The following is a 22147-nucleotide window of genomic DNA, read 5'->3' on the forward strand; positions in this document are numbered from 1 at the left end:
AAATATCAAAATGAAAAAAATAATTGTCCTATTAAGTGTATTATCATTAAGTTGTAAAGCACAAGATATTCCCGTTCAACCCACAGGATTAGTTGCTAATAAAGCAATGGTAGTTTCGGCACGAGAAGAAGCTTCAAAAATTGGTGTCGAAATTATGAAAAAAGGCGGTAATGCCTTTGATGCGATGGTTGCCACCGAATTAGCATTGGCAGTTTCTTACCCTTATGCAGGAAATATTGGAGGGGGAGGATTTATGGTTTTTAGAAAAGCTAACGGAGAAACTGGTGCTTTGGATTACAGAGAAAGAGCACCATTAGCCTCACATAAAGACATGTATCTTGATAAAGAAGGAAATGTAATTCCTAATTTAAGCGTTGACGGAGCATTAGCAATAGGGATTCCAGGAACCATTGCGGGAGTTTTTGCCGTTCACGAAAAAATGGGTCAACTTTCGATAGAGGAAATCATGAAACCAATCATTGCTTTGGCGAAAAAAGGAATTGTAGTTACCGAAAAACAGGGAAAAAGATTGCAAAATTATCACGATATTTTAGTGAAAGTGAGCGGAGAAAATACACTGCTAGCCCATAATTATAAAGTGGGAGACACTATAAAATATCGGGCACTAGCCGAAACCTTATCCCGAATAATGAAAAACGGAAAGGATGAATTCTACAAAGGCGAAACCGCTAAGAAAATGGTAGATTTTATTCAAAAAAATGGCGGTATTATTACGCTGGAAGATTTATCGAAATATGAAGCCAAATGGCGAAACCCCGTGATTTTCAATTTCAAGGATTTAAAAATCATATCGATGTCACCCCCAAGTAGTGGTGGAATCACGTTGCAACAAATAATGAAAATGATTGAACCGTATCCCATTTCAGAATTTGGACATAACAGTATAAAAACCATTCAAGTGATCACTGAAGCGGAACGAAGAGCTTATGCCGACAGAAATTATTTTCTAGGTGATCCTGATTTTGTAAACATTCCGAAAAAAGAATTACTCGATACGAATTACTTAAAACAAAGAATGCACTCTTTCGATTGGGACAAAGCCACTTTATCTTCTGCCGTTTCTCCCGGAGAAATCGCCCTGTCCGAAAGTAATGAAACCACCCATTATTCGATTATTGATGCAGAGGGAAATGCTGTTTCAGTAACTACAACACTTAATGGCGCCTATGGTTCTAAATTATATTCTGACGAGTTAGGCTTCTTTTTTAACAACGAAATGGATGATTTCAGTGCCAAGCCAGGAGCTCCAAATTCGTATGGTTTAGTTGGTGCTGATGCCAATAGTATTGCTCCTGAAAAAAGAATGTTGAGTTCGATGACGCCCACAATTGTAGAGAAAAACGGAAAATTATTTATGATAGTGGGTTCGCCTGGAGGTTCGACCATTATCACGTCGGTTTTACAAACGATTCTGAATGTTTATGAATTCAAGATGAGTATGCAAGATGCCGTAAACGCCCCTCGTTTTCACCACCAATGGCTGCCTGATATAATTGCTTTTGAACCCAATGCATTTTCAGAAATCACTTTAGAAAGTTTAAAACAAAAAGGATACATCATCAACGAAAAAAACCCTCCTGTTTTGGGAAAAGTAGACGCTATTCTGGTTTTGCCAAACGGAAAAATAGAAGGTGGAGCCGATAAAAGAGGCGATGATACTGCTTTGGGATTTTAGTCTTTCGACAAGCTTAGGACAAAAAAGTTAGATTTATGCGTTTTATCAAATCATTAGAAACCGCTTTTAGTGAATATGGCAATCCCGAAAAAACTGCGAGAATATCCATTAGAAACCAAAAAAATTAGAAACCATTTTTCAAAATCAAAAAATATGTGGCTCATCCGAAGTACGATTCTTTTTCAATTGGGATACAAACAAAAAACCAACTTCGATTTACTACAATCAGAGTGTAAAAAACATGAAAATTGAGAAGAATTCTTTATTCAAAAAGGCATTGGCTGGACTTTGCGAGAATATGGAAAAACAAATCCAGAAGCAGTATGAAATTTTGTAAAACAGACAAACTTAAAACCTTTAAGTAAAAAAGAAGCGCTGAAAAACATCGGCTAAAAGCAAAAATAATAGTAAATTAGCTTTTTATTAAAAAATTGAAATGTTCAAAAAATATTTTTATAAATTAGAGAATATAATTGCTTGGGCACAATCTATACTAGCGCCAAAACAATTTATTTTCATGTCAAGTATTTTAGTTGGTATAAGTTCTGGTTTTGCAGTTATTATTTTAAAAACATTTGCACATCAAGTTTATTCTTTTGCGACCTACATCAACGGAATTTTAAAATTAAGTTTTATCAACAGTATTTTACCTATTATAGGAATCTTGTTGACCGTTTTTGTGGTCAAAAGAGTATTGGGAGGAACTATCGAAAAAGGAACTTCACAGATCTTGTATGCCGTTGCCAAAAAAGCAAGCATAATCCCTAGAAAACAAATGTATGCTCAAATCGTGACGAGTTCACTAACCGTTGGTTTGGGAGGTTCGGCAGGTTTAGAAAGTCCGATAGTGATAACCGGCGCGGCATTTGGTTCTAATTATGCCCAAAGATATAAATTGAGTTACAAAGACAGAACACTGCTTATAGGTTGTGGAGTTGCCGCCGGAATTGCCGCTGCTTTTAATGCTCCCATCGCCGGCGTATTGTTTGCCATCGAGGTTTTACTTGTCGATGTGAGTATTTCAGCCTTTACACCTATTATGATTGCTGCTGCCTCAGGCACATTGGTTTCTTTAATCGCCTTGGACGAATCTATTTTATTGTCCTTTAAACGTCAAGAAATCTTCGATTATCATTTTATACCATACTATATTCTCCTGGGGGTGCTTACCGGATTTGTCTCTATTTATTATGCCCGAAATTTTCAAAGAGTCGAACATATTTTTGCCCATCTTCGATTTAGTCCCTATAAAAAAGCATTATTTGGAGCCTCTATTTTAGCAGTAATCATCTTTATTTTCCCTTCCCTTTTTGGAGAAGGCTACGAAAGTATCAAGATATTATCAGAAAAAGATCCAGGTCAATTATTAGAAAACACCCTATTTAGTAGTTTTAGAAATAACGATTGGGTACTTTTAATCTTCATTGGTTTTACGATGTTACTCAAGGTTTTTGCTACTGGAATTACTTTGGGAAGTGGAGGAAATGGAGGTAACTTTGCTCCTTCCTTATTTCTAGGATCTTATGCTGGATATTTATTTTCCAAATTTTTAAATTTAACTGGACTTACGCATTTACCTATCAGCAATTTCACAATGGTGGGAATGGCAGGAATTCTCAGCGGATTATTTCACGCACCTCTAACGGCAATTTTTCTTATTGCAGAAATTACGGGAGGTTATGACTTGATGATTCCATTGATGATTGTAACTTCTATCAGTTTTGCAATTTCAAAACGCTTTGAAAAACATTCGATGGACGTTAAGCCTTTAGTCAGGAAAGGAAACGTATTTACGACTAATAAAGACACCAACATCCTTTCAACATTAGACACCAATTCGATTATACAAACTGATTTTTTGACGATTTCCCCTGATGAAAGTTTGGAAAAATTAGTCGATTTAATTTCCCATTCCAATCAAGTTATATTTGCGGTAGTAGACAAGGAAATGCATTTACTTGGCATCGTTCATTTTAACAATATTAGAGAAATTATCTTCAATAACTTTAGGGTAAAACATACTTTAATAAAAGAAATTATGACTCCTACCATCGATGTAATCTATCCTGCTGACAATATGGAAACCGTAATGAATAAATTTGAAAAAGCCAGAGTAACCTTTTTACCCGTTCTTAAAAACGGAAAATATTATGGATTTATATCAAAAGCTATAACCCTCGAAGCCTATCGAACAAAGCTTAAATCAATGACAATAGAATAACTCAAAAAATTATTTAATAATCATTCTACTATGATTAGAACCCTTTTTTACAATTCTTAAAATTAAAAACCACATTTATTTTAAATAAATTCAGAATCAGTAGCTCACTTTTGATAGCAAATCATTCACTTCAATTTTAATTTCCTTTCCAAAAATTAATGTCCGATTGTCTTTAACGTGACCAGCAGGGAAATCGAAAATTACAGGATAATTGTATTCTTTTACAGCATTCAGGATAATTTCTCTGTGAGTTCCTCCAAATAAGGTGTCTTTTTCAATATCATAACTAAAATCCCCGACAATTAATCCTTTAAGATTTTTTAATAAGCCACTGCGTTTTAAAGTATACATCATTCGATCCACGCGATACAAATCCTCTCCAACATCTTCAATAAAAAGTATTTTTCCATCCGTATTGATTTCGGTCACACTTCCCATCATTGAATTGATGATTGACAAATTTCCGCCAATTAAAACCCCTTTGGCATTTCCTTTTTTGTTCAACGAATTACTTGGGATTTCAAAGTCATAGTCATAGCCAAATAAGGCTTTATACAGCGTTTGTTTGGCTTCATCGGTAGCTGAGTGAATTCCGCCTGGCATCGTGGCGTGAATAGTCGCTATGCATAGATTGTGAATATGATTGTGCAAAGTGGTAATATCCGAATAACCGATAACCCATTTTGGATTTTTTTCAAAAGCTGTAAAATCAATTTGATCAATAATTCGAACCGTTCCGTAACCGCCTCTTGAACACCAAATTGCTTTTATATTTTTGTTATCGAGTGCCAATTGCATATCGCCAAGACGTTCCTCATCTGTTCCCGCAAAATGATTGTATCTATTCAAAACGTGTTTACCCAAAACTACTTCGAGTCCCCAACTTTTAGCCAAGGCAATACCGGGATCCAATTCAGTGGAGTCCATGACAAAACCAGCTGGAGCAACAATCATAATGGTATCATCCTTTTTTAAATAAGAAGGTTTCGTAAATTTCATTGTTTTAGAATCGTTTTGTTCTTGTCGTGCTAAATTTTTTTGGCGCATCGCTAATTGGTTTGTTTTACATTGTACAAAAGTGAATAAATAATCGCTTGAGTACTGATTCTAAATATTTTATTTTGGTGGCAAATTAGTTGGTTTTTCATGTTGAATTCAAATCAATACCACACATTAAATGTTTAAAAATTCTTCAAAATCCAATTCCCATTCCCGTACTTTTTTGTACCATAACTGACCCTCTGAAACTTCTAAAGGACAATCAAAATTATTAGTGTAAAGCGCTCCTGTTCCCAATCCTTGCGGCATCAGATTATGCTGTAAAAAAGTCCATTGTGCAATAGCATTTAGTCCAATATTTGACTCTAAAGCTGAGGTAATCCACCAACCAATTTTATACTTTTCGGCCAATAAAATCCACTCTTTTGTGCCTTTAAATCCACCTATAAAACTAGGTTTTAAAATGATAAATTGCGGCTTAATTTTTTGCAATAATTCTTCTTTTTCTCGAAATGAAAACACACCAATCAGCTCTTCATCCAAGGCGATAGGAATTGGAGTGGTTTTACATAGCTCTGACATACTGTCAGTGTTGTTTTTTTGTATTGGCTGTTCAATGCTATGTAATTTAAATCCAGATAGTTGTTTAATTTTATATAAAGCTATATTTTCATCAAAAGCACCATTTGCATCGACCCTGATTTCGACTTGTTCCGGTGTAAAATGCTCTCGAATGTAGCGCAATAATTGCAGTTCTTTATCGAAATCTATCGCTCCAATTTTGAGTTTGATGCAACGAAAACCTTGAGCTAGTTTTTCCTCGATTTGTTGCTTCATAAACGACTCCTCACCCATCCAAACCAAACCATTAATCGGAATTGATTTTGCGCCGTTGGTAAACTCAGAAGGGAAGAGCAAAAAAGGGTTTTTGTTTACCAATGATTGGAACGCCATTTCCACTCCAAATTGTATCGAAGGAAAAGCAATTAAAACCTTCAAAAGTTCATTTTCGCCAAGGTGAATATTAGCACAAGTCCATTGTAGTTTTTCTTCATAATCTGGTCGGTCATCAATACTCAATCCACGAAGGATTCCGCACTCGCCTATTCCTTTTTTACCCTCCTTTTCGAGAATAATAAACCAAGTTTCTTTCTCCGTCATCACACCTCGGGAAGTTCCTGAAGGTCGTTTAAAATTAAGAATGTATTTGTGGTAAGTTGCTTTCAAAATAATTACAATTCAATACTTTCGCCGATTTTTAATAACATCAAATCTTTTCCTTTGTCGAAAAACTTACGAATAGACTCTTCGTGATTGATTTCAATATAACCAAAAGTATCATAGTGTACTCCTAATATCTTATCGCATTCGACAAAATCAGAAGCGATAATAGCGTCTTCTACATCCATAGTGAAATTGTTGCCTATTGGAAAAATTGCTAAATCTAATTTAGTTCGCATTGGAATGAGTTTCATATCCATTGTGAGTGCTGTATCGCCGGCAATATAGATGTTTTTGTGTTCGCCTTCGATGACGAAACCACCTGGATTTCCACCGTTGCTTCCGTCAGCGAAAGAACTAGAGTGGACTGCATTGACGTATTTGACTTTTCCAAAATCAAAACCCTTACTTCCACCGTGATTCATTGGGTGATATTTTAGTCCTTTTTCGCCAAAATGAGAGGCTATTTCATAATTAGAAATGACAATTGCATTGGTTCTTTTGGCAATATATTCCACATCGAGAATGTGATCGCTATGCGCATGCGTAAGCAAAATATAGTCGGCTTTTAGTTCGTTTATATTGATGTGCGACGCTTTTGGATTTGCAGAAATATAAGGATCTACCAAAATGTGCTTACCACTAACTTCGATTCCCAATGAGGAGTGACCGTAAAACGTGATTTTCATATTTTTTAGATTATAGACGAAAGATAAAAAAATTAAAATAGTCAAGACACAAAATCTATTGCCTATTTGTCTTTTTTCTCTTTGTTTTTTTCATTAATAATTATTGACAAGCAAGTCCGAAAGAAAGAAAATCATACACAATGCCAGCAAAATTGAAAGGCCAAAAGTACTCAAAGCTAATTTTTTTAATTCTGGATCTAATGCTTTAGAATCCTGATTTTTATAAACAGTGATTAAATGTTTGGTTATAGGAATGTAAGCCAGTAAAAACAGGTATTGATCAAAATTAAAATTTTTAATGATGGCAAAGACCAGCACTAAGACCATTGCTGAAACAATCAAAAAATAATGGTATTTCTTGGCTTTTGCTCCGCCAATTTTCACCACGATGGTGTTTTTGTTTGATTTCCTGTCCGATGCTTCGTCTCGCATATTATTCAAATTCAAAACTCCAACACTCAATAATCCGATGGCGGTTGCAGGTAAAAACAAGTCGAAATTTAACTGTTTGGAATATAAAAAATTTACTCCCAGAGTGCTTACTAATCCAAAAAAAACAAAAACAAATAAGTCACCATACCCTCGATATCCATAGGCGGTATTACCAACAGTATAACGAATCGCAGAAGCAATTGCTAAAATTCCTAATGCCAGATAAAATAAAGAATAGCCCAGATTTGTTTCCTTGAAAGCAAAATAAATTAGCGAAATTGCCGATAGTAATGTTAAGATAGCTGTAATAATAATAGCGCGCTTCATTGCTGCGGGAGAAATCACACCGCTTTGAATGGCTCGTTTGGGACCAACTCTATGCTCATTGTCAGTTCCTTTTATTCCGTCACCATAATCATTGGCAAAATTAGACAGTATTTGCAATCCTAGCGTCGTCAAGATGGCATAACCGAATATTTTCCAGTTAAAAACTTCCGTTGGCGTGAGGACATTATTTGTTGGATATGCCAAGGCATACATACTTCCCACTATAATTCCAGAAACCGATAATGGCAAGGTTCTTAATCTTGCAGCTTGAATCCAATGTTTCATTTTTTTTGGTTTTTGGTTTTTGGGTTATCTGTCGAAACCTAAAATATTTTTATGGCAACCATTTTTTTTCAAAATTAGGTTTTCTTTTTTCAAGGAAAGCATTTCTACCTTCTTTGGCTTCTTCAGTCATATAGGCCAGTCGTGTTGCTTCGCCGGCAAAGACTTGTTGTCCCACCATTCCATCATCGGTAAGATTCATCGCGAATTTCAACATTTTGATGGAGGTTGGCGATTTTTGCAAAATTTCCTGTGCCCATTCGAATGCAGTATCTTCTAACTCTGCATGTGGAATCACGGCATTCACCATTCCCATTTCCAATGCTTCTTGAGCAGAATAATTTCTTCCTAGAAAGAAAATCTCGCGCGCTTTTTTCTGTCCGACCATTTTTGCCAAATAAGCAGAGCCATAACCGCCGTCAAAACTGGTCGCATCGGCATCCGTTTGTTTAAAAATAGCGTGTTCTTTGCTTGCTAATGTCAAGTCGCAAACCACGTGCAAACTGTGACCACCACCTACAGCCCAACCTGGGACTACGGCAATAACTACTTTTGGCATAAATCGAATTAAACGCTGTACTTCGAGAATATTCAAACGATGCTGCCCGTCTTCGCCTACATAACCTTGATGGCCACGAGCGTTTTGATCGCCACCGCTACAAAAAGAATAAATTCCATCCTTAGATGAAGGCCCTTCTGCAGAAAGCAAAACGACTCCAATAGAAGTGTCTTCTTGCGCATCATAAAAAGCTTGGTACAGTTCTGAAGTGGTTTTTGGACGAAAAGCATTGCGAACATTGGGTCTGTTAAAAGCTATTCTAGCAACTCCATTGCATTTTTTATAAGTGATATCTTCGTATTCTTTGACGGTTATCCAATTCATTAGATTCTGTATTAATTAATTTAGTGTAAAAATAAACCATTTTTCACACATTCTACTATTCTATTTTGGCTAAGCCAAAAGTAATTGGCTTTATTTTAAAAGTCATATGTTGATATGTATTGTTTTTTTAATGGTCATATGTAATTCGCATACTATCATTGCTGTTTACGACCAATTTTAGGTTATGCTCATTTCATAAAAAAAGGAAAGCATTACACCTTCCTTTTAACAATTATATTATTTTTGAATTTATTATTTAACCAAGTAAATTCCGTCTTCCTTTATCTCGATTAATTTTTCTCTATACAAAGCTCCAATGGCTTTCTTGAAGGTTTTCTTGCTCATTTTCAAGACCGTTTTAATGTCTTCGGGATGCGAATTATCGGTCAAACGCAGGAAACCACGACTTGCTCTTAATTCTTCAAGAATTTTATCAGCATTGGGTTCAATGCTTTGATATCCTTGGATTTGTAATGCCACATCAATTTTATTATCGGGACGAATGGTTTTGATATAACCTCGCATTCTGTCTCCAGTTCGAATGGCATCATTGTAAACCTCGTCTTTATACATCAAGCCTTTGTGTTGCTCGTTGATGATGACATTAATACCCAATTCGGTGATGTGTGAAACGATTAAATCTACTTCTTCTCCTTTTTCGACCGTTAGATTATCATTTTTCAAAAACTGATTGGTTTTGCTGGACGCTACCAAACGGTTTGTTTTTTCATCCATATAAAGGTACACTAAATAGCGTTTTCCTTTTTCCATTGGCCGTGCTTGCTCTTTAAACGGAACCAGAATGTCTTTTTCCATTCCCCAATCCATAAAAGCTCCCACTTGATTAATATAATTTACACGTAAAAGTGAAAATTCATTCAATAAAATATAAGGTTCTAATGTTGTAGCAACTGGGCGTTCTTCGTGATCTAAATAAACAAATACAATAACCTCCTCGCCTATTTCCCATTCGTTGGGAACGTATTTATTGGGTAAAAGTATGTCGTGAATTCCTTCGGGATCTTTTTCTGGATTTCCTAAAAACAATCCCACTTTTGTATCACGTAAAATGGTAAGCGTGTTGTATTTTCCTATTTCAATCATTATTTCTTGTCTTTTCTAAAGCGCAAAGGTACGAAGATTGAAAATGGTAATTAAAAAATAATTTTATAAAAAAAGCTATTCTAGAACGAATAGCTTTTTTATGAAAGTGTTTAAATAAATTATTTTTTGACAACTTTTTTTGTAGTGATACCTCCTGTAGCATGAATTTTTAATAAATAACAACCACTTGGTAAACTCTGAAGCGAAATAGTGTTTTTTGTATATTCATCTATAAATTCTCCTAGTAGACTATATAATTCTATTTTTTCTAATTCAGAACTTTTAGGTATTTTAATTGTCACAAAATCATTTGTTGGATTAGGATAAATTTCATAAATGAATTACCCCGAGGCAGAGCCTCGAGGTATCGCGTTACTCGAAAGATAACCGCAATTGATTTTTGTTAAACGATTTATAAACTGTTTTTTCTTCACCTTGGTTTTGAATGTATTTCTGAATCACATCCTCATTTCCATATTGACCAACGGTATTCACATAATATCCACTAGTCCAAAAGTTACCACCCCACAACTTATTCTTAACCTCAGGATGCAATCTGAAAATCTCTTTTGCAGTAATACTTTTTACAGTTCTAACCAATATTTCAACTGAAATTTTTGGAACACTTTGCATCAAAAAATGAACGTGATTCTCATCAGCCCCAATCTCTATAAAATGAATCTCATAGCGTTCTGAAATGTTTTCACATATAGAAACCAAACTCGTTTCAACTGAATCGGTTAAAATATTTCTCCTATACTTTATAGGACATACCAAATGATAAAGCAACAAACTTTTATTATGTCGTTTGAAAATGTGTTCACTGATACAACAAATATACTAATCTTTCTATTTTAAGCTAAACCCCGAGGCAGAGCCTCGAGGAATTCTTTTGATTAAACTGCATGATTTTCTGCTATTAAATAATTAGAAAAATCAATTTTCAAAACTTCTTCTTCAGGAGTATTAACGAGTTTTTTTAACTCATTAATGAGACTTACTACTTTATGTTTGATTTTAAAAGGAATAAATCTAATGGCAATATTATTATTTTCTAACACAAAATTTAAAGTGCACATTTTATACAAATGAAGCGTTCTATAAATTTTGATTAAAACAACACTTAAAACAATAAGAATGGGTAATGAAAAAATAAATACTCCTAAAAAAACTATGCAAAGAATACTCATCAACAAATAAAACCTCTTATAACTATTTGCAATTTTTTCAAAAGAAACATACACTTTCTTTATATCCTGAAATGCTATATTTTTCTGAGTACAGAGGTTAAGATCAATTACTACTTCAGCATCATTGATCACAATTCTACGTAAATTATAGTGTTTGAATATCATAATTTATTTATTTTTAATTGAAAAATTAACTAGCTTATATGCTCTAAAATTTTAATGCTTTGTTTAAATAAGTATCTTAAATCAAAATTATAAATAAATTTTCATATATTTAGCCCATAACCAGCCCATTAATTTATGCCAAATACAACCGACGGTCAATTGCAGTTCGATGTTCAAATTCATTTCGGAAGTAAAATTAACAAAGTTTCTCAATTGAAATTATTGCAACAAAACATAGAGTTTAATACAGGTAAACTATTAGGATTCAATACTTTAAGACGTTTTTTTGGGTTTTTAGACTACACTAAACCAAACTTGAACACTTTAAATACTTTAAGTGAATATTTAGGATATTATAATTATAGTGTTTACAATAAAAACAATTTAAAATACAAGGAATGGCATGTGTGGAGTGGAATTTTCGAAATTGAATTAAGCGAAACTTTCGATGAGAAAAATATTGTTTGGTTACAATCCCAAATAAATACTGAAGATTATCACCTGAAAATAGCCTCCATTTTTAAAACCTTTGTTTATAAAAAAAATTACACTCATTTAAATAGTCTTTTTGAAAGCCGTCTATTTCAAGTTGAACACATAGATAGAGGAAAAATAGCGTTAAATATTTGTTTGTTTTTTAGAAGTTTAGACAGTATATCTATGAATTATCTAATAAAATTATTATCTCCTAACATTATTTTTAGAGAAACTATTTTGCATTGGTTTATTGATTATTCTTATCTAAACAAGGGCTACTATGGCAAATTTTTACGCAATAGTATTCCATTCTTAAATACAAATAGTCATGAAGCCCTTTTTGTTGATTTGATGATCAATTACAATTATTACTTATCCGGTAAACCTAATTTCAAACTAATTGCCATAGATAAAATTCAAGACGATTTTTATATTGTTTTGAAAGGACGTTGCTATGCCTATAATTTAATATATTATGCCGAAAAGACAAATACTGTAGAGTATGAAAAAACTTGGGAAGCTTTCTTAAAAATAATTACACAACAGGAGCACCTAAATTTATTAACAATAGAAATTTTTCCAGCTTTAATACTTTTGAAAGACTTCAAAAAAACAGATTACTTAATACAAAAATATTATGAAGATGTTTTAACCCTTGTAGATTGGAGTGGCTATCATGTTCAAGCCACTATTTTATTAGCAATGACCGTTAATTCTATAAATAAGAATGAAATCAAAGACGCTATTATTAGTTTTAATTTTATTGAAAAATCAAAATTTAGCCCCTCCTACGCTGATTATGTTTTACTATTTTATTTATTAGTTGAATACAAACTTGGTTTAGCTAATTCTATTTCTGAAAGTGACTTAAAAGAAATTGAAAGTCAATATGTCTCTATTGTAAACAAAACTGGTTTTAAGCGATTTACTGTAGATTTTTTAAAAAATTATTAAACCAAATTTCAAAAATCAAATCAGTTCAAATTGAAGTGCAACATAAAAGCCCCAAAAATTATCAATACTAATGCAATAAAATTACTGAAACTCCATTTTTCTTTGTAAAAAAAAGTTCCAAATAGGATAGTCAATACTGGAATACCCAACGCTAATAAAGAGGTGATATAGGGATTTGTAATTTTTAAACCTAAAAACCCAGTCCAAACCGCCATAAAAATTAATAGAGCCATCACAAAAGTTAATTTATATATTGCAATACTAGATCGTATGATTTGCTTTTTAGAATATGAAGTACGAGTTAATAACCCGAAAAAACTTATAGAAAAAACTACAATCTCTTGATTAATTAATGAAAAAATAGGAGAAATAGATTGTTTTAAATTATTCCAATGAAACAAAGCCGAAGCAGAAAAGAATACCGTCATTAAAGTAAATAGCAGTAACTGTCTATAGCTAATCTCTTTTTTCAGATCCCTTTTAATTTGTGTTAAGTAAATTACAAACCCTAAAACGATTAATGAAGTACCAATTACATAATACTTAAAATCAAAATTTTCAAAAAAGTATAGATAGGTAACCGTAAAAAAAACTCCAGTCATATTAAATATTCCCAATTGCCTTAAACTACCTAGTTTTAGTGCTGAAGTCATAAAAACCAATCCAAACGCTCCTAATAAAGATGCTGATGTTGATTTTATAAGAGTAGCAATGGTTAATTCATTAAATACGTTCGGATAAAAAAAGTAAATTATAATAAGACCAATTGAGCAAGTCATAAAGGATCTAAGAGTCATAACTATCCAGATATTAGACTTAAATAAAATTTTCTTCCAAAGTAAATTATTAACGGAATAGAAAAAAATTGATGCTAAAACAAACTTCATAGGCTCTTAAAATAAAATTTATATATTTTGTATTATTCCAAAATAAGATCATTTTTTAATAGATTGTATTCATAAGTAATATTCCTAATAGGATTAATGCGTTTTTTTTTTAAACCCAATATTATTGATTACAAAGCATCTACTTCATATTTATAAAAAAATGGATCTAATTTACCCTCCAAAACAACAATTTATTTTCCTATTTCAATCCTTATTTCTTGTCTTTTCTTAAGCGCAAAGGTATGAAGATTTTGAAGAAGATATTTTACGTGAAAACCAATATAAACTTTATTAGAATTCATTCTTATTTTTTATTAATTTTGAGTTTAATTTATTCTCTAAAAAATGAAAAAAATTTCAATATTATATTTACTCGCTCCACTTTTTTTATCTCATATTGTATTTTCTCAAACTACAATCGACGATTTAGAAATCAAAAAAATGATTACTGAAGTCAAGGCAAACAATCTGGAAGCTACCGTTCGCAAGTTAGCCTCTTTTGGAACCCGACACACTTTAAGCGATACTAAAAGTGAAACACGAGGCATTGGTGCTGCACAACATTGGGTAAAATCAGAATTTGATAAATTTGCTTTAGCCTCTAGCGGAAGACTCACTTCAACTATTGATTATTTCATGATTAAAGCCGATGGAAAGCGCATTGCAAATGAAAGCCAATTAGGAAATGTAATGGCAACATTAAAAGGAACCGATCCAACAGACGACCGAGTGTTAATTATAAGTGGGCATTTAGACTCCCGCGCCTCTGATGTAATGGATGCTAAATCTGATGCACCAGGAGCCAATGATGATGCTTCGGGAGTGGCGGCAATGATGGAACTTACAAGAATAATGAGTAAAAGAGAATTTCCTTTTACTTTACTATTTGTTGCCGTAACAGGGGAAGAACAAGGTTTATATGGCGCCCGTCATTTAGCCGAGATCGCAAAAGAAGCAAAGTGGAATGTCGTGGCAATGATTAACAACGACATGATTGGCAACAGTTTGTCTAGCGGAACAAACTTAAGAGACAACACTAGGGTTAGAGTTTTTAGTGAGACTATCCCTTATTTAGAAACAGAGGAAGAAGCTAAAATGCGAAAATCTACTAATCGGGATAATGATAGTCCATCGAGAGAATTAGCGCGATATATAAAAACGGTTACGAATCAATATGTAGATCAATTAGATATCAATTTGGTTTACCGAAACGACCGCTTTTTAAGGGGAGGTGACCATACTCCTTTTAGTCAAAATGGATTTACAGCCATTCGTTTTTGTGAAATGAACGAAAACTACGACCACCAGCATCAAAACTTGAGAACTGAAAATGATATAAAATATGGAGACCTTCCCGAATTTATGGATTTTGAATATCTAAAAAAAGTAACCTGTTCCAACTTAGCAACTTTTAGCAACTTAGCTTGGTCGCCTAAAGCCCCAAATAATGTTGGTATAGAAGTCAAAGAACTAACTAATTTTTCGACACTTGTATGGAAAGCTCCTGAAGGTAAAACTCCTTACGGCTATCAAATATTAATTAGGGAAACTTCGGCATCGCATTGGGAAAAAACAATTTTTGTAAAAGACACCAGAATAACTATTCCTTTTTCAAAAGACAACTATTTATTTGGAGTACAAACAGTTGATGCCTTGGGACACGCCAGTTTGCCTATATTCCCTCTGCCTATTCGGTAAAAGTGTATTAAGAAGCGTTTGATGGAATAGTACTGTTTAAAAAAACCTACACCAACTCCCGGAAATACTGTAGCAAAACCTTATCGTTCTCCCTCGTTGGCGTGAAAATTTCAAGAATACTTGGTTTATCGTTTTGAGTATAAAAAGCTTTTAGGCTTTTGTCTAAACTCGATTCATCACTAGCAAAACTATAATCGAATCCATGCATTTTTGCTAAAAGTTCGGCAGTGAGGCAATGGGAAGTTTCGAAAAACTGATTAAAAACCGGAGTTTCCTCGTGTCCGGGTAAAATCCTAAAAATACCTCCACCTCCATTATTGATTAGAATAATCTTGAAGTTTTTTGGGATGTATTCGTTCCACAAGGCGTTGCTATCGTAGAGAAAACCTATGTCACCGGTAATTAAAACGGTTTGTTTTTTATTGGCTACAGCCGCACCAATTGCTGTAGAAGTATTGCCATCAATACCGCTGGTTCCACGATTGCAGAATACCTCAACCGACGGATTGATAGTAAATAATTGTGCGTATCTAATGGCTGAACTGTTACCCAAATGCAACATACAATCCTCGGGCAAAGTTGGAATCACTGCTCCAAAAACCTTGAAATCTGAGAACGGAATCTTGGACAAATATTCCTGGTGTTTTGTTTTTCGCAAGGTGGAAACCTTTTGTAAAGTAGAATGATAATTGCTTTTTATAGGAATGATAAACGGCAAAAATTGATTGAAAAACAGATTGGGCTTTACCTTAAAATGTTTCGTCAAGCTACCATAAGTATCATAACCCCTCAACGGATCCATGTGCCAATGCTGTTTTGGTTTGTATTCTCGCAAAAAAGCTTTTATCCTTTTGGAAACGACCATCCCGCCAAAAGTAATTAGAATATCCGGCTGAAAATTCTTGAAGTCTTGTTTCGAAAAAGGAGTGATTATCGTGTCAATGTTATTCAAAAAGGAAGGATGATGCAGGTTTGAAGTAGTTTCGGTCATCACGACAACCGAATCATCATTGGCTAACTGATTAATAATTTCGGAATCAATTTCGTGGGGTTTATTTTCTCCTACCAATATCAATATCTTTTTCGAAGCATTCCAAATTTTAGTAAACTCAATAATCGCATCGATAGCAATTTTCTTTGGCTCTTTGGCGAAAGCCGAAATAATGACATCGACATCGAGTTTAGAAACCGTTTGATACAATGGTTCCTCGAAAGGCGCATTGATGTGAACGGGCCCTTTTTTGGCGTAAGCCTTATTGATGGCAAGATTTATTTTCAAATCATTCTCTACAGAAGCTCCTTCAATTAAATTGGCATTATAAAGCGAGTGATTTTTAAACACATTTTCCTGGCGAATGGTTTGGCCGTCGCCAATGTCGATCTTATTTTGTGGCCTATCGGCCGAAATTACAATTAGCGGAATTTGGCTGTAAAATGCTTCGGCGAAAGCCGGATAATAGTTCAATAATGCCGATCCCGAGGTACAAACTACGGCTACTGGTTTTTGAATTTGTTGGGCAATTCCTAGTGCAAAAAAAGCAGCGCAACGCTCGTCGGCAATACTGTAACAATTAAATTCGGGATTGTTTACAAAACCTATTGTCAGAGGTGCGTTTCGAGAACCGGGAGAAATCACGATGTGTTTTATTCCTTTGTCAAGACAAATCTGGATAATGCTTTGCGCCAAAGGTATTTTAGGATAAATCATTATAATTAAGGTCCAAAGTTATAAAGGTCCAAAGGTACAAACTTGCAAAGGTTTTTACTATGTTCTTTAAATAGTTTTATTACTTTTGGAAAACAATTTATATCAAATGGAAGTCCAAATTAGACCTTACAAAACCGAAGATACGCATGCCATTTTAGAAATTCTAAACTATAATATTTTGCATTCGACCTCCTTGTACGATTACGAAATTAGGAATTACGAGCAACAAAAAGCAATCCTTGAAGATAAATTAAACAAAGGCTTTCCGGTAATTGTAGCAACACTAGAGGGCGAAGTTGCAGGTTTCGGAATGTATAGTGAGTTTCGTTTTCGGGAAGCTTATCAGTTTACCGTCGAACATTCGGTTTATGTAAACGATGATTTTCAAGGAAAAGGCATTGGAAAATTACTGTTGCAGGAATTGATTAATTTGGCTCGAAAACAAAAACTACATACCATGATTGCCGTTATCGATTCGGAGAATCAAAATAGTGTGGTGTTTCATGAAAATTTTGGTTTCGAAACCGTTGGTGTTTTCAAGGAATGTGGTTTTAAATTTGACCGTTGGTTGCATACCGTTTTTATGCAATTAATGCTAAAATAAAAGCGTTCTTTGCATAACAATACAATTGCACAATATAATTTCATGGATTTTACTCTACTTTCCTCGCCCTTACAAGGATTTACTGACTTTCGATTTAGAAATGCTCAAAACAAGATTTTTGGAGGTATTGACACTTTTTATTCGCCTTATATTCGGTTAAACGGAAAATTAGTAATAAAACCTTCTTACGAAAGAGACCTGCTTCCGGAGAATAATGTGGGTTTAGAAGTCATTCCGCAAATTATAACTAATGATGCCGAGGAATTTTTATTTGTGGCTAAATATGTTCGAGAATTGGGTTACAAAGAGTTGAATTGGAATTTAGGCTGCCCGTATCCTATGGTTACGAAATGTGGTATGGGTTCTGGTTTAATTAAAAATACAGCAAAAATCAATCATATTTTAGAAAGAGCTCATTCAGAATCGGATATCATTGTGTCTATGAAAATGCGCTTGGGCTATGATACTACCGAAGAAATTCTGGATGTTTTACCCATTCTGGACACCTACCCTATTAAAAACATTGCCATTCACGCCCGCATTGGAAAACAATTATACAAAGGAGGTGTTCATCTAGATGCTTTTCAGCGATGTGTAGACAATACGCGCCATAAATTGTATTATAATGGCGACATTACTACGGTGGCGAAATTCAAGGAAATGCAAGAGCGTTTTCCTACTATTGATCATTGGATGATAGGTCGTGGTTTGATTGCTGATCCGTTTTTGCCCAGTATGATTCGGCAAAATACCCTAGAATATCCAAAGAACAAAATGGAATTATTCCGTGCATTTCACGATACTTTATATGCCATTTATAGTGAGTCGCTATCAGGACAAACCCATATTTTATTAAAGATGTACCATTTATGGGAATATTTTTCAGTAACCTTTTCAAATCCACACAAGGTGTTAAAAAAAATCAAAAAAGCGCAAAGCATTCGCAATTATGAAGCAGCTGTTGCAGAAATTTTTAAAAGTGAAAAAATATATAACCCGGATTGAAGCGGATTTAAAAAATTGAAAATGAAATTTATTTTCTGACTTTAACAAAAAAAAGAGTTCCCAATAGGAACTCTTTTTTTGTATTGAGCAGTATTGATTACTAAAATCTAACCCTTAATCCAATTCACGATTTCGGGGTCCGTTGGCAATGTTTTTGAATAATAAACTTTCACGAGTTCGCCTTTTTCGTTGATTAAGTATTTCTGAAAATTCCATTTTACGTCGCTGTCTAATATGCCATTTTTATCCTTTTGAGTTAAAAATTGATACACTGGATCCATATCTTTTCCTTTAACCGAAATTTTGCTCATCATGGGGAACGTCACTCCGTAATTCAATTGGCAAAAAGTGGCAATTTCTTCATTGGTTCCCGGTTCTTGCCAAAGAAAGTTATTAGCCGGAAATCCCACAATTACTAAACCTTTGTCTTTGTATTCTTTGTACAAGGTTTCTAACTGTTCGTATTGTGGCGTATATCCACATTTGGAAGCCGTGTTTACAACAATCACTTTTTTGCCTTTGAGAGAAGCCAAATCAAAGTCATTTCCCGATAAATCTTTGACCTTGAATTGGTGTAGGGTTTGTTTTTCCATGGTTGATTCTGGTTTATTTTGTGTAATTTGACCTTGACAACTCCATAATAAGAGTAAACCACAGGCAGAAATAAATAGGTTTTTCATTTTTTTAGTGTTTGTTTTGTAAAATTAAACATTTCAAAATAGGCAACCCTATTATTGCTCTCTTTTTTTGATTGAACAAAAGTTAAATAATTGATACTATTCTATAAAGCAACCCCTAAACAAAAAGCCTTTTTTTTACCGTATTCTTTTAAAAACTAAGTTTTTCAGTTTAGACTTCATCCTTTTTGAAGGATTAAATTTGATTTTCGAGCCTTTTATATTAGCTGTACCTAATTCCTCGAAAGTATCTGCTGGCGTACCTTGTACTGTAATTTGAAAGGATCCCAAACTATCAATTCGCACGATGTTTCCTGCTGCTAGTGCTTCGGATAGTACCTCTGTAAGCCCAATAATCACCCCATAACAATCTGCTTTACTAATCGTAGAACGAGAAGCTACCTTTTCGGCAAGACTGTCTAAATCTTCCTCGCCTTTATGAATGGCACACGGATAATATTTTATTTGCGGCGGCGAAACCAAGATATTTTTCTTGGGTACCATTTTAAAATTTATTGCCATACTAATTTACTTTATTGATAGTTTATGTAAGTACTTTACTGCTGTTTTGTAAAGTCCTTATAAATTTTACTGCCAGAACGGATTATTTATTTTTCTGGTAATTACAAAGATAGCTAAATTTATATATGTTTAAATAAAAAGATATATATGTTTATATACAAACATACCCGTTTTTTAATTAATTAAAACTACTTAGATAAAAAAGAGGCCCGTGTGGCAGCATTTATTGGTACCGAGTATGTAAATATTTATATAACCCTTTAGGTATAATTCAGTTTATAATTTTATAAACGCATAAGAACATAGTTTTTTATTGATTGTATTAAGACTTTTCACCGCTAGTGCGAGCGTCACGCTCGTACCTACAATCAAAATCAATTCAAATCTATTTCTAAAACAGTTTGGTCGTTATTACCATAATTTCTAGCTGAACTATATTTCCAATCTATAGGGTCGGTTACGAATCCTGATTCTACGGGATTGCTGTGAATGTAATCTAGTTTTTGTTCAAACACTTTCAAACTCCAAATTTCTATTGGTTGGTTGTTTTGTTGCAAAAATTGCTTTTCTTTAACATTACTGTTTTTCTTTCCTGCTATTTCAAACATCCATAGCATCCATTCTCGTCTGCTCTCTTGTGGATTGTCTGCAATGGCTTTGATTATTTTTCTTGATGTAAAACCTTTTAAATCCCTCATTAATCCTGACGGATCGCCTAATGCCGACCTAAAAATCAAATGCACGTGACTCGGCATAATACAATAACCATAAATCTCCATACCCTTATTTTTTCTGCAATGGTCTAATGATTCAGTTATTACTGCCAAATAAATAGCTCTTGTAAATACATCTATCCAATTATCAATAGCGAAACTTACAAAATAAGCTCCGTTTTTTTCATAACCAGAGCGATAGCAAACAGGCGAAGCAAATTTATATTTTCTGCTCATCTACTTTTTTTTGCTAATATAAGTATTCCTTAAAAAAAACTACAACTTTTTTAGGGTTGTAGTTTTGGGTGTGGCTTGCTTTATGGGTACGAGCGTGACGCTCGCACTAGCCGTTGTGCCTGTTTTTGCTCGCGCTAGCTGGGGAATGTGTCTACACTTAAACTCATTGGACTATTTTCTTTCTCTTAAATCTCCCTAATGTTCCTTGATAAATTAGAAACTTTTGAGATTCAATTAGTTTATTGGAATTTCACAACTAAAAGTGAGGTCGTAATTATTAGCTATCAAAGTATAATAAACTGAACTTACTGATCCTTTAAGTATTCCATTGATATCTTCACTACAAACAAATTTAATTCTTGTTGCATCATATACTTTTACGGCCCCAGTGCCTATATTACCATCATGCTCAACATGGCAATAACCTAATGTAATGCCCTCATTTGCTGTACCAATAGCAGGACATACAGAAGTATTGATTGTATATCCGCTTGGCAATGGAATTAAGAGGTCGCCGCTGCCTGCTGCTGCTCCTGTTGCCCAATAATGGTAGTAATATCCTTTTAAATATAATGTTTTGCCAACAACTTTATACATGTATCCTTCTAAATGTGTAGTTGCTTTTGTTGGATTTGTTGTTGAACCTTCAAATGTTGGAGTGTAGTTTGTCCATTCAACATCTGCTGAATTATTAATTATTTTAGCCCAAACAGGCGCACCTGAGGTACCGCTATTATAATAATACGCAGCACCTCCCCAAGATGCCCCAGTATTCCATACCAATAATGCGGTTGCAGGATTCGGTATGGTCGTATTATCGGAAGTACTCGTTAAAGTAACGCGAGGTGGTAAGAAGCCTTTGTTAGTAGCACTCACATCTAATTTCGCAGATGGATCTGGTGTAGTGGTACCAATACCTAATGTTCCATCAATAGTTGTATTACCTGTTCCATCAGCTACAGTAAATTTATCAGTATCCATAGTTAAACCGCCATTAAGATTAGCAGCGCCTGTTAATGTAGTTGCTCCTGTTACAGCTAATGTTCCTCCAAGTGTAGTTGCTCCAGATGCTGCTAATGTTGTAAATGACCCTGTGCTAGCAGTTGTTGAACCTACCGGTGTGTTTTGTATACTTCCTGCATAAACCGCACCAGTAATTCCTGCGCCACCATTCACTATCAATGCCCCGCTTGATGTTGATGTTGATGCAGTAGCATTTGAAATTGTAGTAATTCCACTTAAAGTTTTAGCTCCAGCAACCGTTTGAGTAGTAGATAAATCAACAAAGTTTTGAGTACTCCAACTTGCAACACCTGAGGCATTAGTGGTTAAAACTTGCCCTGCAATTGTATTATGCGCTTTTGGATAGGTCACCGTACCTGCTGTTAAGGTACCACTTGTTTTTACATCCGTAACAGACGTATTTCCTAGTTGAATTGTATTGGGGAATGTAACA

19 protein-coding genes and 1 pseudogene are annotated in these 22147 nt (G+C 34.1%); 6 read left to right on the forward strand and 14 right to left on the reverse strand.

Features of this window, described 5'->3' with window-relative positions; all coding sequences use genetic code 11:
• Positions 1-10 precede the first annotated feature (10 nt).
• Positions 11-1696 carry a gamma-glutamyltransferase gene (gene ggt, locus AABM59_RS03680; RefSeq protein ID WP_338407623.1) on the forward strand — a complete coding sequence of 562 codons (1686 nt, stop codon included), beginning with the start codon at positions 11-13 and terminating at the stop codon, positions 1694-1696.
• Between the two features lie 436 nt (positions 1697-2132).
• Complete coding sequence (locus tag AABM59_RS03685; RefSeq protein ID WP_338407624.1) at positions 2133-3917, forward strand: chloride channel protein; 1785 nt, start codon at positions 2133-2135, stop codon at positions 3915-3917.
• A 96-nt stretch (positions 3918-4013) separates the two neighbouring features.
• Here AABM59_RS03685 and AABM59_RS03690 read toward each other — a convergent pair whose 3' ends face one another.
• From AABM59_RS03690 to AABM59_RS03725, 8 genes are all read right to left on the reverse strand, one after another.
• A complete protein-coding gene (locus AABM59_RS03690) occupies positions 4014-4916 on the reverse strand; it encodes an LD-carboxypeptidase (protein WP_338407625.1) in 903 nt (300 codons plus the stop codon).
• A 174-nt stretch (positions 4917-5090) separates the two neighbouring features.
• Entirely contained in the window at positions 5091-6143 is a 1053-nt protein-coding gene (locus AABM59_RS03695; protein WP_338407626.1) for an o-succinylbenzoate synthase, read from the reverse strand.
• Between the two features lie 5 nt (positions 6144-6148).
• Positions 6149-6826, reverse strand: a complete 678-nt coding sequence (locus AABM59_RS03700; protein WP_338407627.1) for a metal-dependent hydrolase — start codon at positions 6824-6826, stop codon at positions 6149-6151.
• Between the two features lie 93 nt (positions 6827-6919).
• Positions 6920-7870 carry a 1,4-dihydroxy-2-naphthoate octaprenyltransferase gene (gene menA / locus AABM59_RS03705; RefSeq protein ID WP_338407628.1) on the reverse strand — a complete coding sequence of 317 codons (951 nt, stop codon included), beginning with the start codon at positions 7868-7870 and terminating at the stop codon, positions 6920-6922.
• Between the two features lie 49 nt (positions 7871-7919).
• Positions 7920-8750 (reverse strand): 1,4-dihydroxy-2-naphthoyl-CoA synthase, encoded by an 831-nt coding sequence (locus tag AABM59_RS03710; RefSeq protein WP_338407629.1) that lies wholly within the window; start codon positions 8748-8750, stop codon positions 7920-7922.
• A gap of 252 nt (positions 8751-9002) precedes the next feature.
• The gene (locus AABM59_RS03715) at positions 9003-9854 is read right to left on the reverse strand and encodes a S1-like domain-containing RNA-binding protein (RefSeq protein WP_338407630.1); all 852 of its coding nucleotides are present in this window, start codon (positions 9852-9854) and stop codon (positions 9003-9005) included.
• A gap of 372 nt (positions 9855-10226) precedes the next feature.
• Positions 10227-10682, reverse strand: a complete 456-nt coding sequence (gene tnpA / locus AABM59_RS03720; RefSeq protein WP_338407641.1) for an IS200/IS605 family transposase — start codon at positions 10680-10682, stop codon at positions 10227-10229.
• 68 nt (positions 10683-10750) lie between these two features.
• A complete protein-coding gene (locus AABM59_RS03725) occupies positions 10751-11209 on the reverse strand; it encodes a hypothetical protein (RefSeq protein WP_338407631.1) in 459 nt (152 codons plus the stop codon).
• Positions 11210-11344: 135 nt separating this feature from the next.
• Here AABM59_RS03725 and AABM59_RS03730 point away from each other — a divergent pair, with 135 nt between their 5' ends.
• Positions 11345-12640 (forward strand): hypothetical protein, encoded by a 1296-nt coding sequence (locus AABM59_RS03730; protein ID WP_338407632.1) that lies wholly within the window; start codon positions 11345-11347, stop codon positions 12638-12640.
• 20 nt (positions 12641-12660) lie between these two features.
• On the opposite strand, the gene AABM59_RS03735 is transcribed toward AABM59_RS03730, so the two are convergent.
• Positions 12661-13527, reverse strand: coding sequence for a hypothetical protein (locus tag AABM59_RS03735; protein WP_338407633.1), 867 nt, complete (start codon positions 13525-13527; stop codon positions 12661-12663).
• A gap of 345 nt (positions 13528-13872) precedes the next feature.
• Between AABM59_RS03735 and AABM59_RS03740 the strand changes: the two genes are divergently transcribed.
• Positions 13873-15225 carry a M20/M25/M40 family metallo-hydrolase gene (locus tag AABM59_RS03740; RefSeq protein WP_338407634.1) on the forward strand — a complete coding sequence of 451 codons (1353 nt, stop codon included), beginning with the start codon at positions 13873-13875 and terminating at the stop codon, positions 15223-15225.
• A 46-nt stretch (positions 15226-15271) separates the two neighbouring features.
• Here AABM59_RS03740 and menD read toward each other — a convergent pair whose 3' ends face one another.
• Entirely contained in the window at positions 15272-16933 is a 1662-nt protein-coding gene (gene menD / locus AABM59_RS03745) for a 2-succinyl-5-enolpyruvyl-6-hydroxy-3-cyclohexene-1-carboxylic-acid synthase (protein WP_338407635.1), read from the reverse strand.
• A 106-nt stretch (positions 16934-17039) separates the two neighbouring features.
• Here menD and AABM59_RS03750 point away from each other — a divergent pair, with 106 nt between their 5' ends.
• Entirely contained in the window at positions 17040-17537 is a 498-nt protein-coding gene (locus AABM59_RS03750) for an N-acetyltransferase family protein (RefSeq protein WP_338407636.1), read from the forward strand.
• Between the two features lie 42 nt (positions 17538-17579).
• Positions 17580-18542: a tRNA-dihydrouridine synthase family protein gene (locus AABM59_RS03755; RefSeq protein WP_338407637.1), complete on the forward strand. Its 963-nt coding sequence runs from the start codon at positions 17580-17582 to the stop codon at positions 18540-18542.
• Positions 18543-18649: 107 nt separating this feature from the next.
• On the opposite strand, the gene AABM59_RS03760 is transcribed toward AABM59_RS03755, so the two are convergent.
• The 4 genes and pseudogenes from AABM59_RS03760 to AABM59_RS03775 form a co-directional block, all read right to left on the reverse strand.
• Complete coding sequence (locus AABM59_RS03760) at positions 18650-19222, reverse strand: glutathione peroxidase (RefSeq protein WP_338407638.1); 573 nt, start codon at positions 19220-19222, stop codon at positions 18650-18652.
• 135 nt (positions 19223-19357) lie between these two features.
• Positions 19358-19741, reverse strand: coding sequence for an HU family DNA-binding protein (locus AABM59_RS03765; RefSeq protein WP_338407639.1), 384 nt, complete (start codon positions 19739-19741; stop codon positions 19358-19360).
• Positions 19742-20115: 374 nt separating this feature from the next.
• Entirely contained in the window at positions 20116-20691 is a 576-nt protein-coding gene (locus AABM59_RS03770) for a transposase (RefSeq protein WP_338407640.1), read from the reverse strand.
• Between the two features lie 234 nt (positions 20692-20925).
• Positions 20926-22147, reverse strand: a pseudogene (locus AABM59_RS03775) (hypothetical protein); the annotation flags it as partial.

Source organism: uncultured Flavobacterium sp. (assembly GCF_963925185.1).
In the GTDB taxonomy this organism is placed as follows: domain Bacteria; phylum Bacteroidota; class Bacteroidia; order Flavobacteriales; family Flavobacteriaceae; genus Flavobacterium.

Excerpts from the sequence above, each read along its gene's own strand:
- AABM59_RS03725 (WP_338407631.1), bottom strand. The coding sequence starts at position 11,209 with ATGATATTCAAACACTATAATTTACGTAGAATTGTGATCAATGATGCT.
- AABM59_RS03690 (WP_338407625.1), bottom strand. The coding sequence starts at position 4,916 with ATGAAATTTACGAAACCTTCTTATTTAAAAAAGGATGATACCATTATG.
- AABM59_RS03755 (WP_338407637.1), top strand. The coding sequence starts at position 17,580 with ATGGATTTTACTCTACTTTCCTCGCCCTTACAAGGATTTACTGACTTT.
- menD (WP_338407635.1), bottom strand. The coding sequence starts at position 16,933 with ATGATTTATCCTAAAATACCTTTGGCGCAAAGCATTATCCAGATTTGT.
- AABM59_RS03750 (WP_338407636.1), top strand. The coding sequence starts at position 17,040 with ATGGAAGTCCAAATTAGACCTTACAAAACCGAAGATACGCATGCCATT.
- AABM59_RS03765 (WP_338407639.1), bottom strand. The coding sequence starts at position 19,741 with ATGGCAATAAATTTTAAAATGGTACCCAAGAAAAATATCTTGGTTTCG.
- AABM59_RS03730 (WP_338407632.1), top strand. The coding sequence starts at position 11,345 with ATGCCAAATACAACCGACGGTCAATTGCAGTTCGATGTTCAAATTCAT.
- menA (WP_338407628.1), bottom strand. The coding sequence starts at position 7,870 with ATGAAACATTGGATTCAAGCTGCAAGATTAAGAACCTTGCCATTATCG.
- AABM59_RS03715 (WP_338407630.1), bottom strand. The coding sequence starts at position 9,854 with ATGATTGAAATAGGAAAATACAACACGCTTACCATTTTACGTGATACA.
- AABM59_RS03740 (WP_338407634.1), top strand. The coding sequence starts at position 13,873 with ATGAAAAAAATTTCAATATTATATTTACTCGCTCCACTTTTTTTATCT.
- AABM59_RS03700 (WP_338407627.1), bottom strand. The coding sequence starts at position 6,826 with ATGAAAATCACGTTTTACGGTCACTCCTCATTGGGAATCGAAGTTAGT.
- AABM59_RS03770 (WP_338407640.1), bottom strand. The coding sequence starts at position 20,691 with ATGAGCAGAAAATATAAATTTGCTTCGCCTGTTTGCTATCGCTCTGGT.
- AABM59_RS03685 (WP_338407624.1), top strand. The coding sequence starts at position 2,133 with ATGTTCAAAAAATATTTTTATAAATTAGAGAATATAATTGCTTGGGCA.
- AABM59_RS03710 (WP_338407629.1), bottom strand. The coding sequence starts at position 8,750 with ATGAATTGGATAACCGTCAAAGAATACGAAGATATCACTTATAAAAAA.
- AABM59_RS03735 (WP_338407633.1), bottom strand. The coding sequence starts at position 13,527 with ATGAAGTTTGTTTTAGCATCAATTTTTTTCTATTCCGTTAATAATTTA.
- ggt (WP_338407623.1), top strand. The coding sequence starts at position 11 with ATGAAAAAAATAATTGTCCTATTAAGTGTATTATCATTAAGTTGTAAA.
- AABM59_RS03760 (WP_338407638.1), bottom strand. The coding sequence starts at position 19,222 with ATGAAAAACCTATTTATTTCTGCCTGTGGTTTACTCTTATTATGGAGT.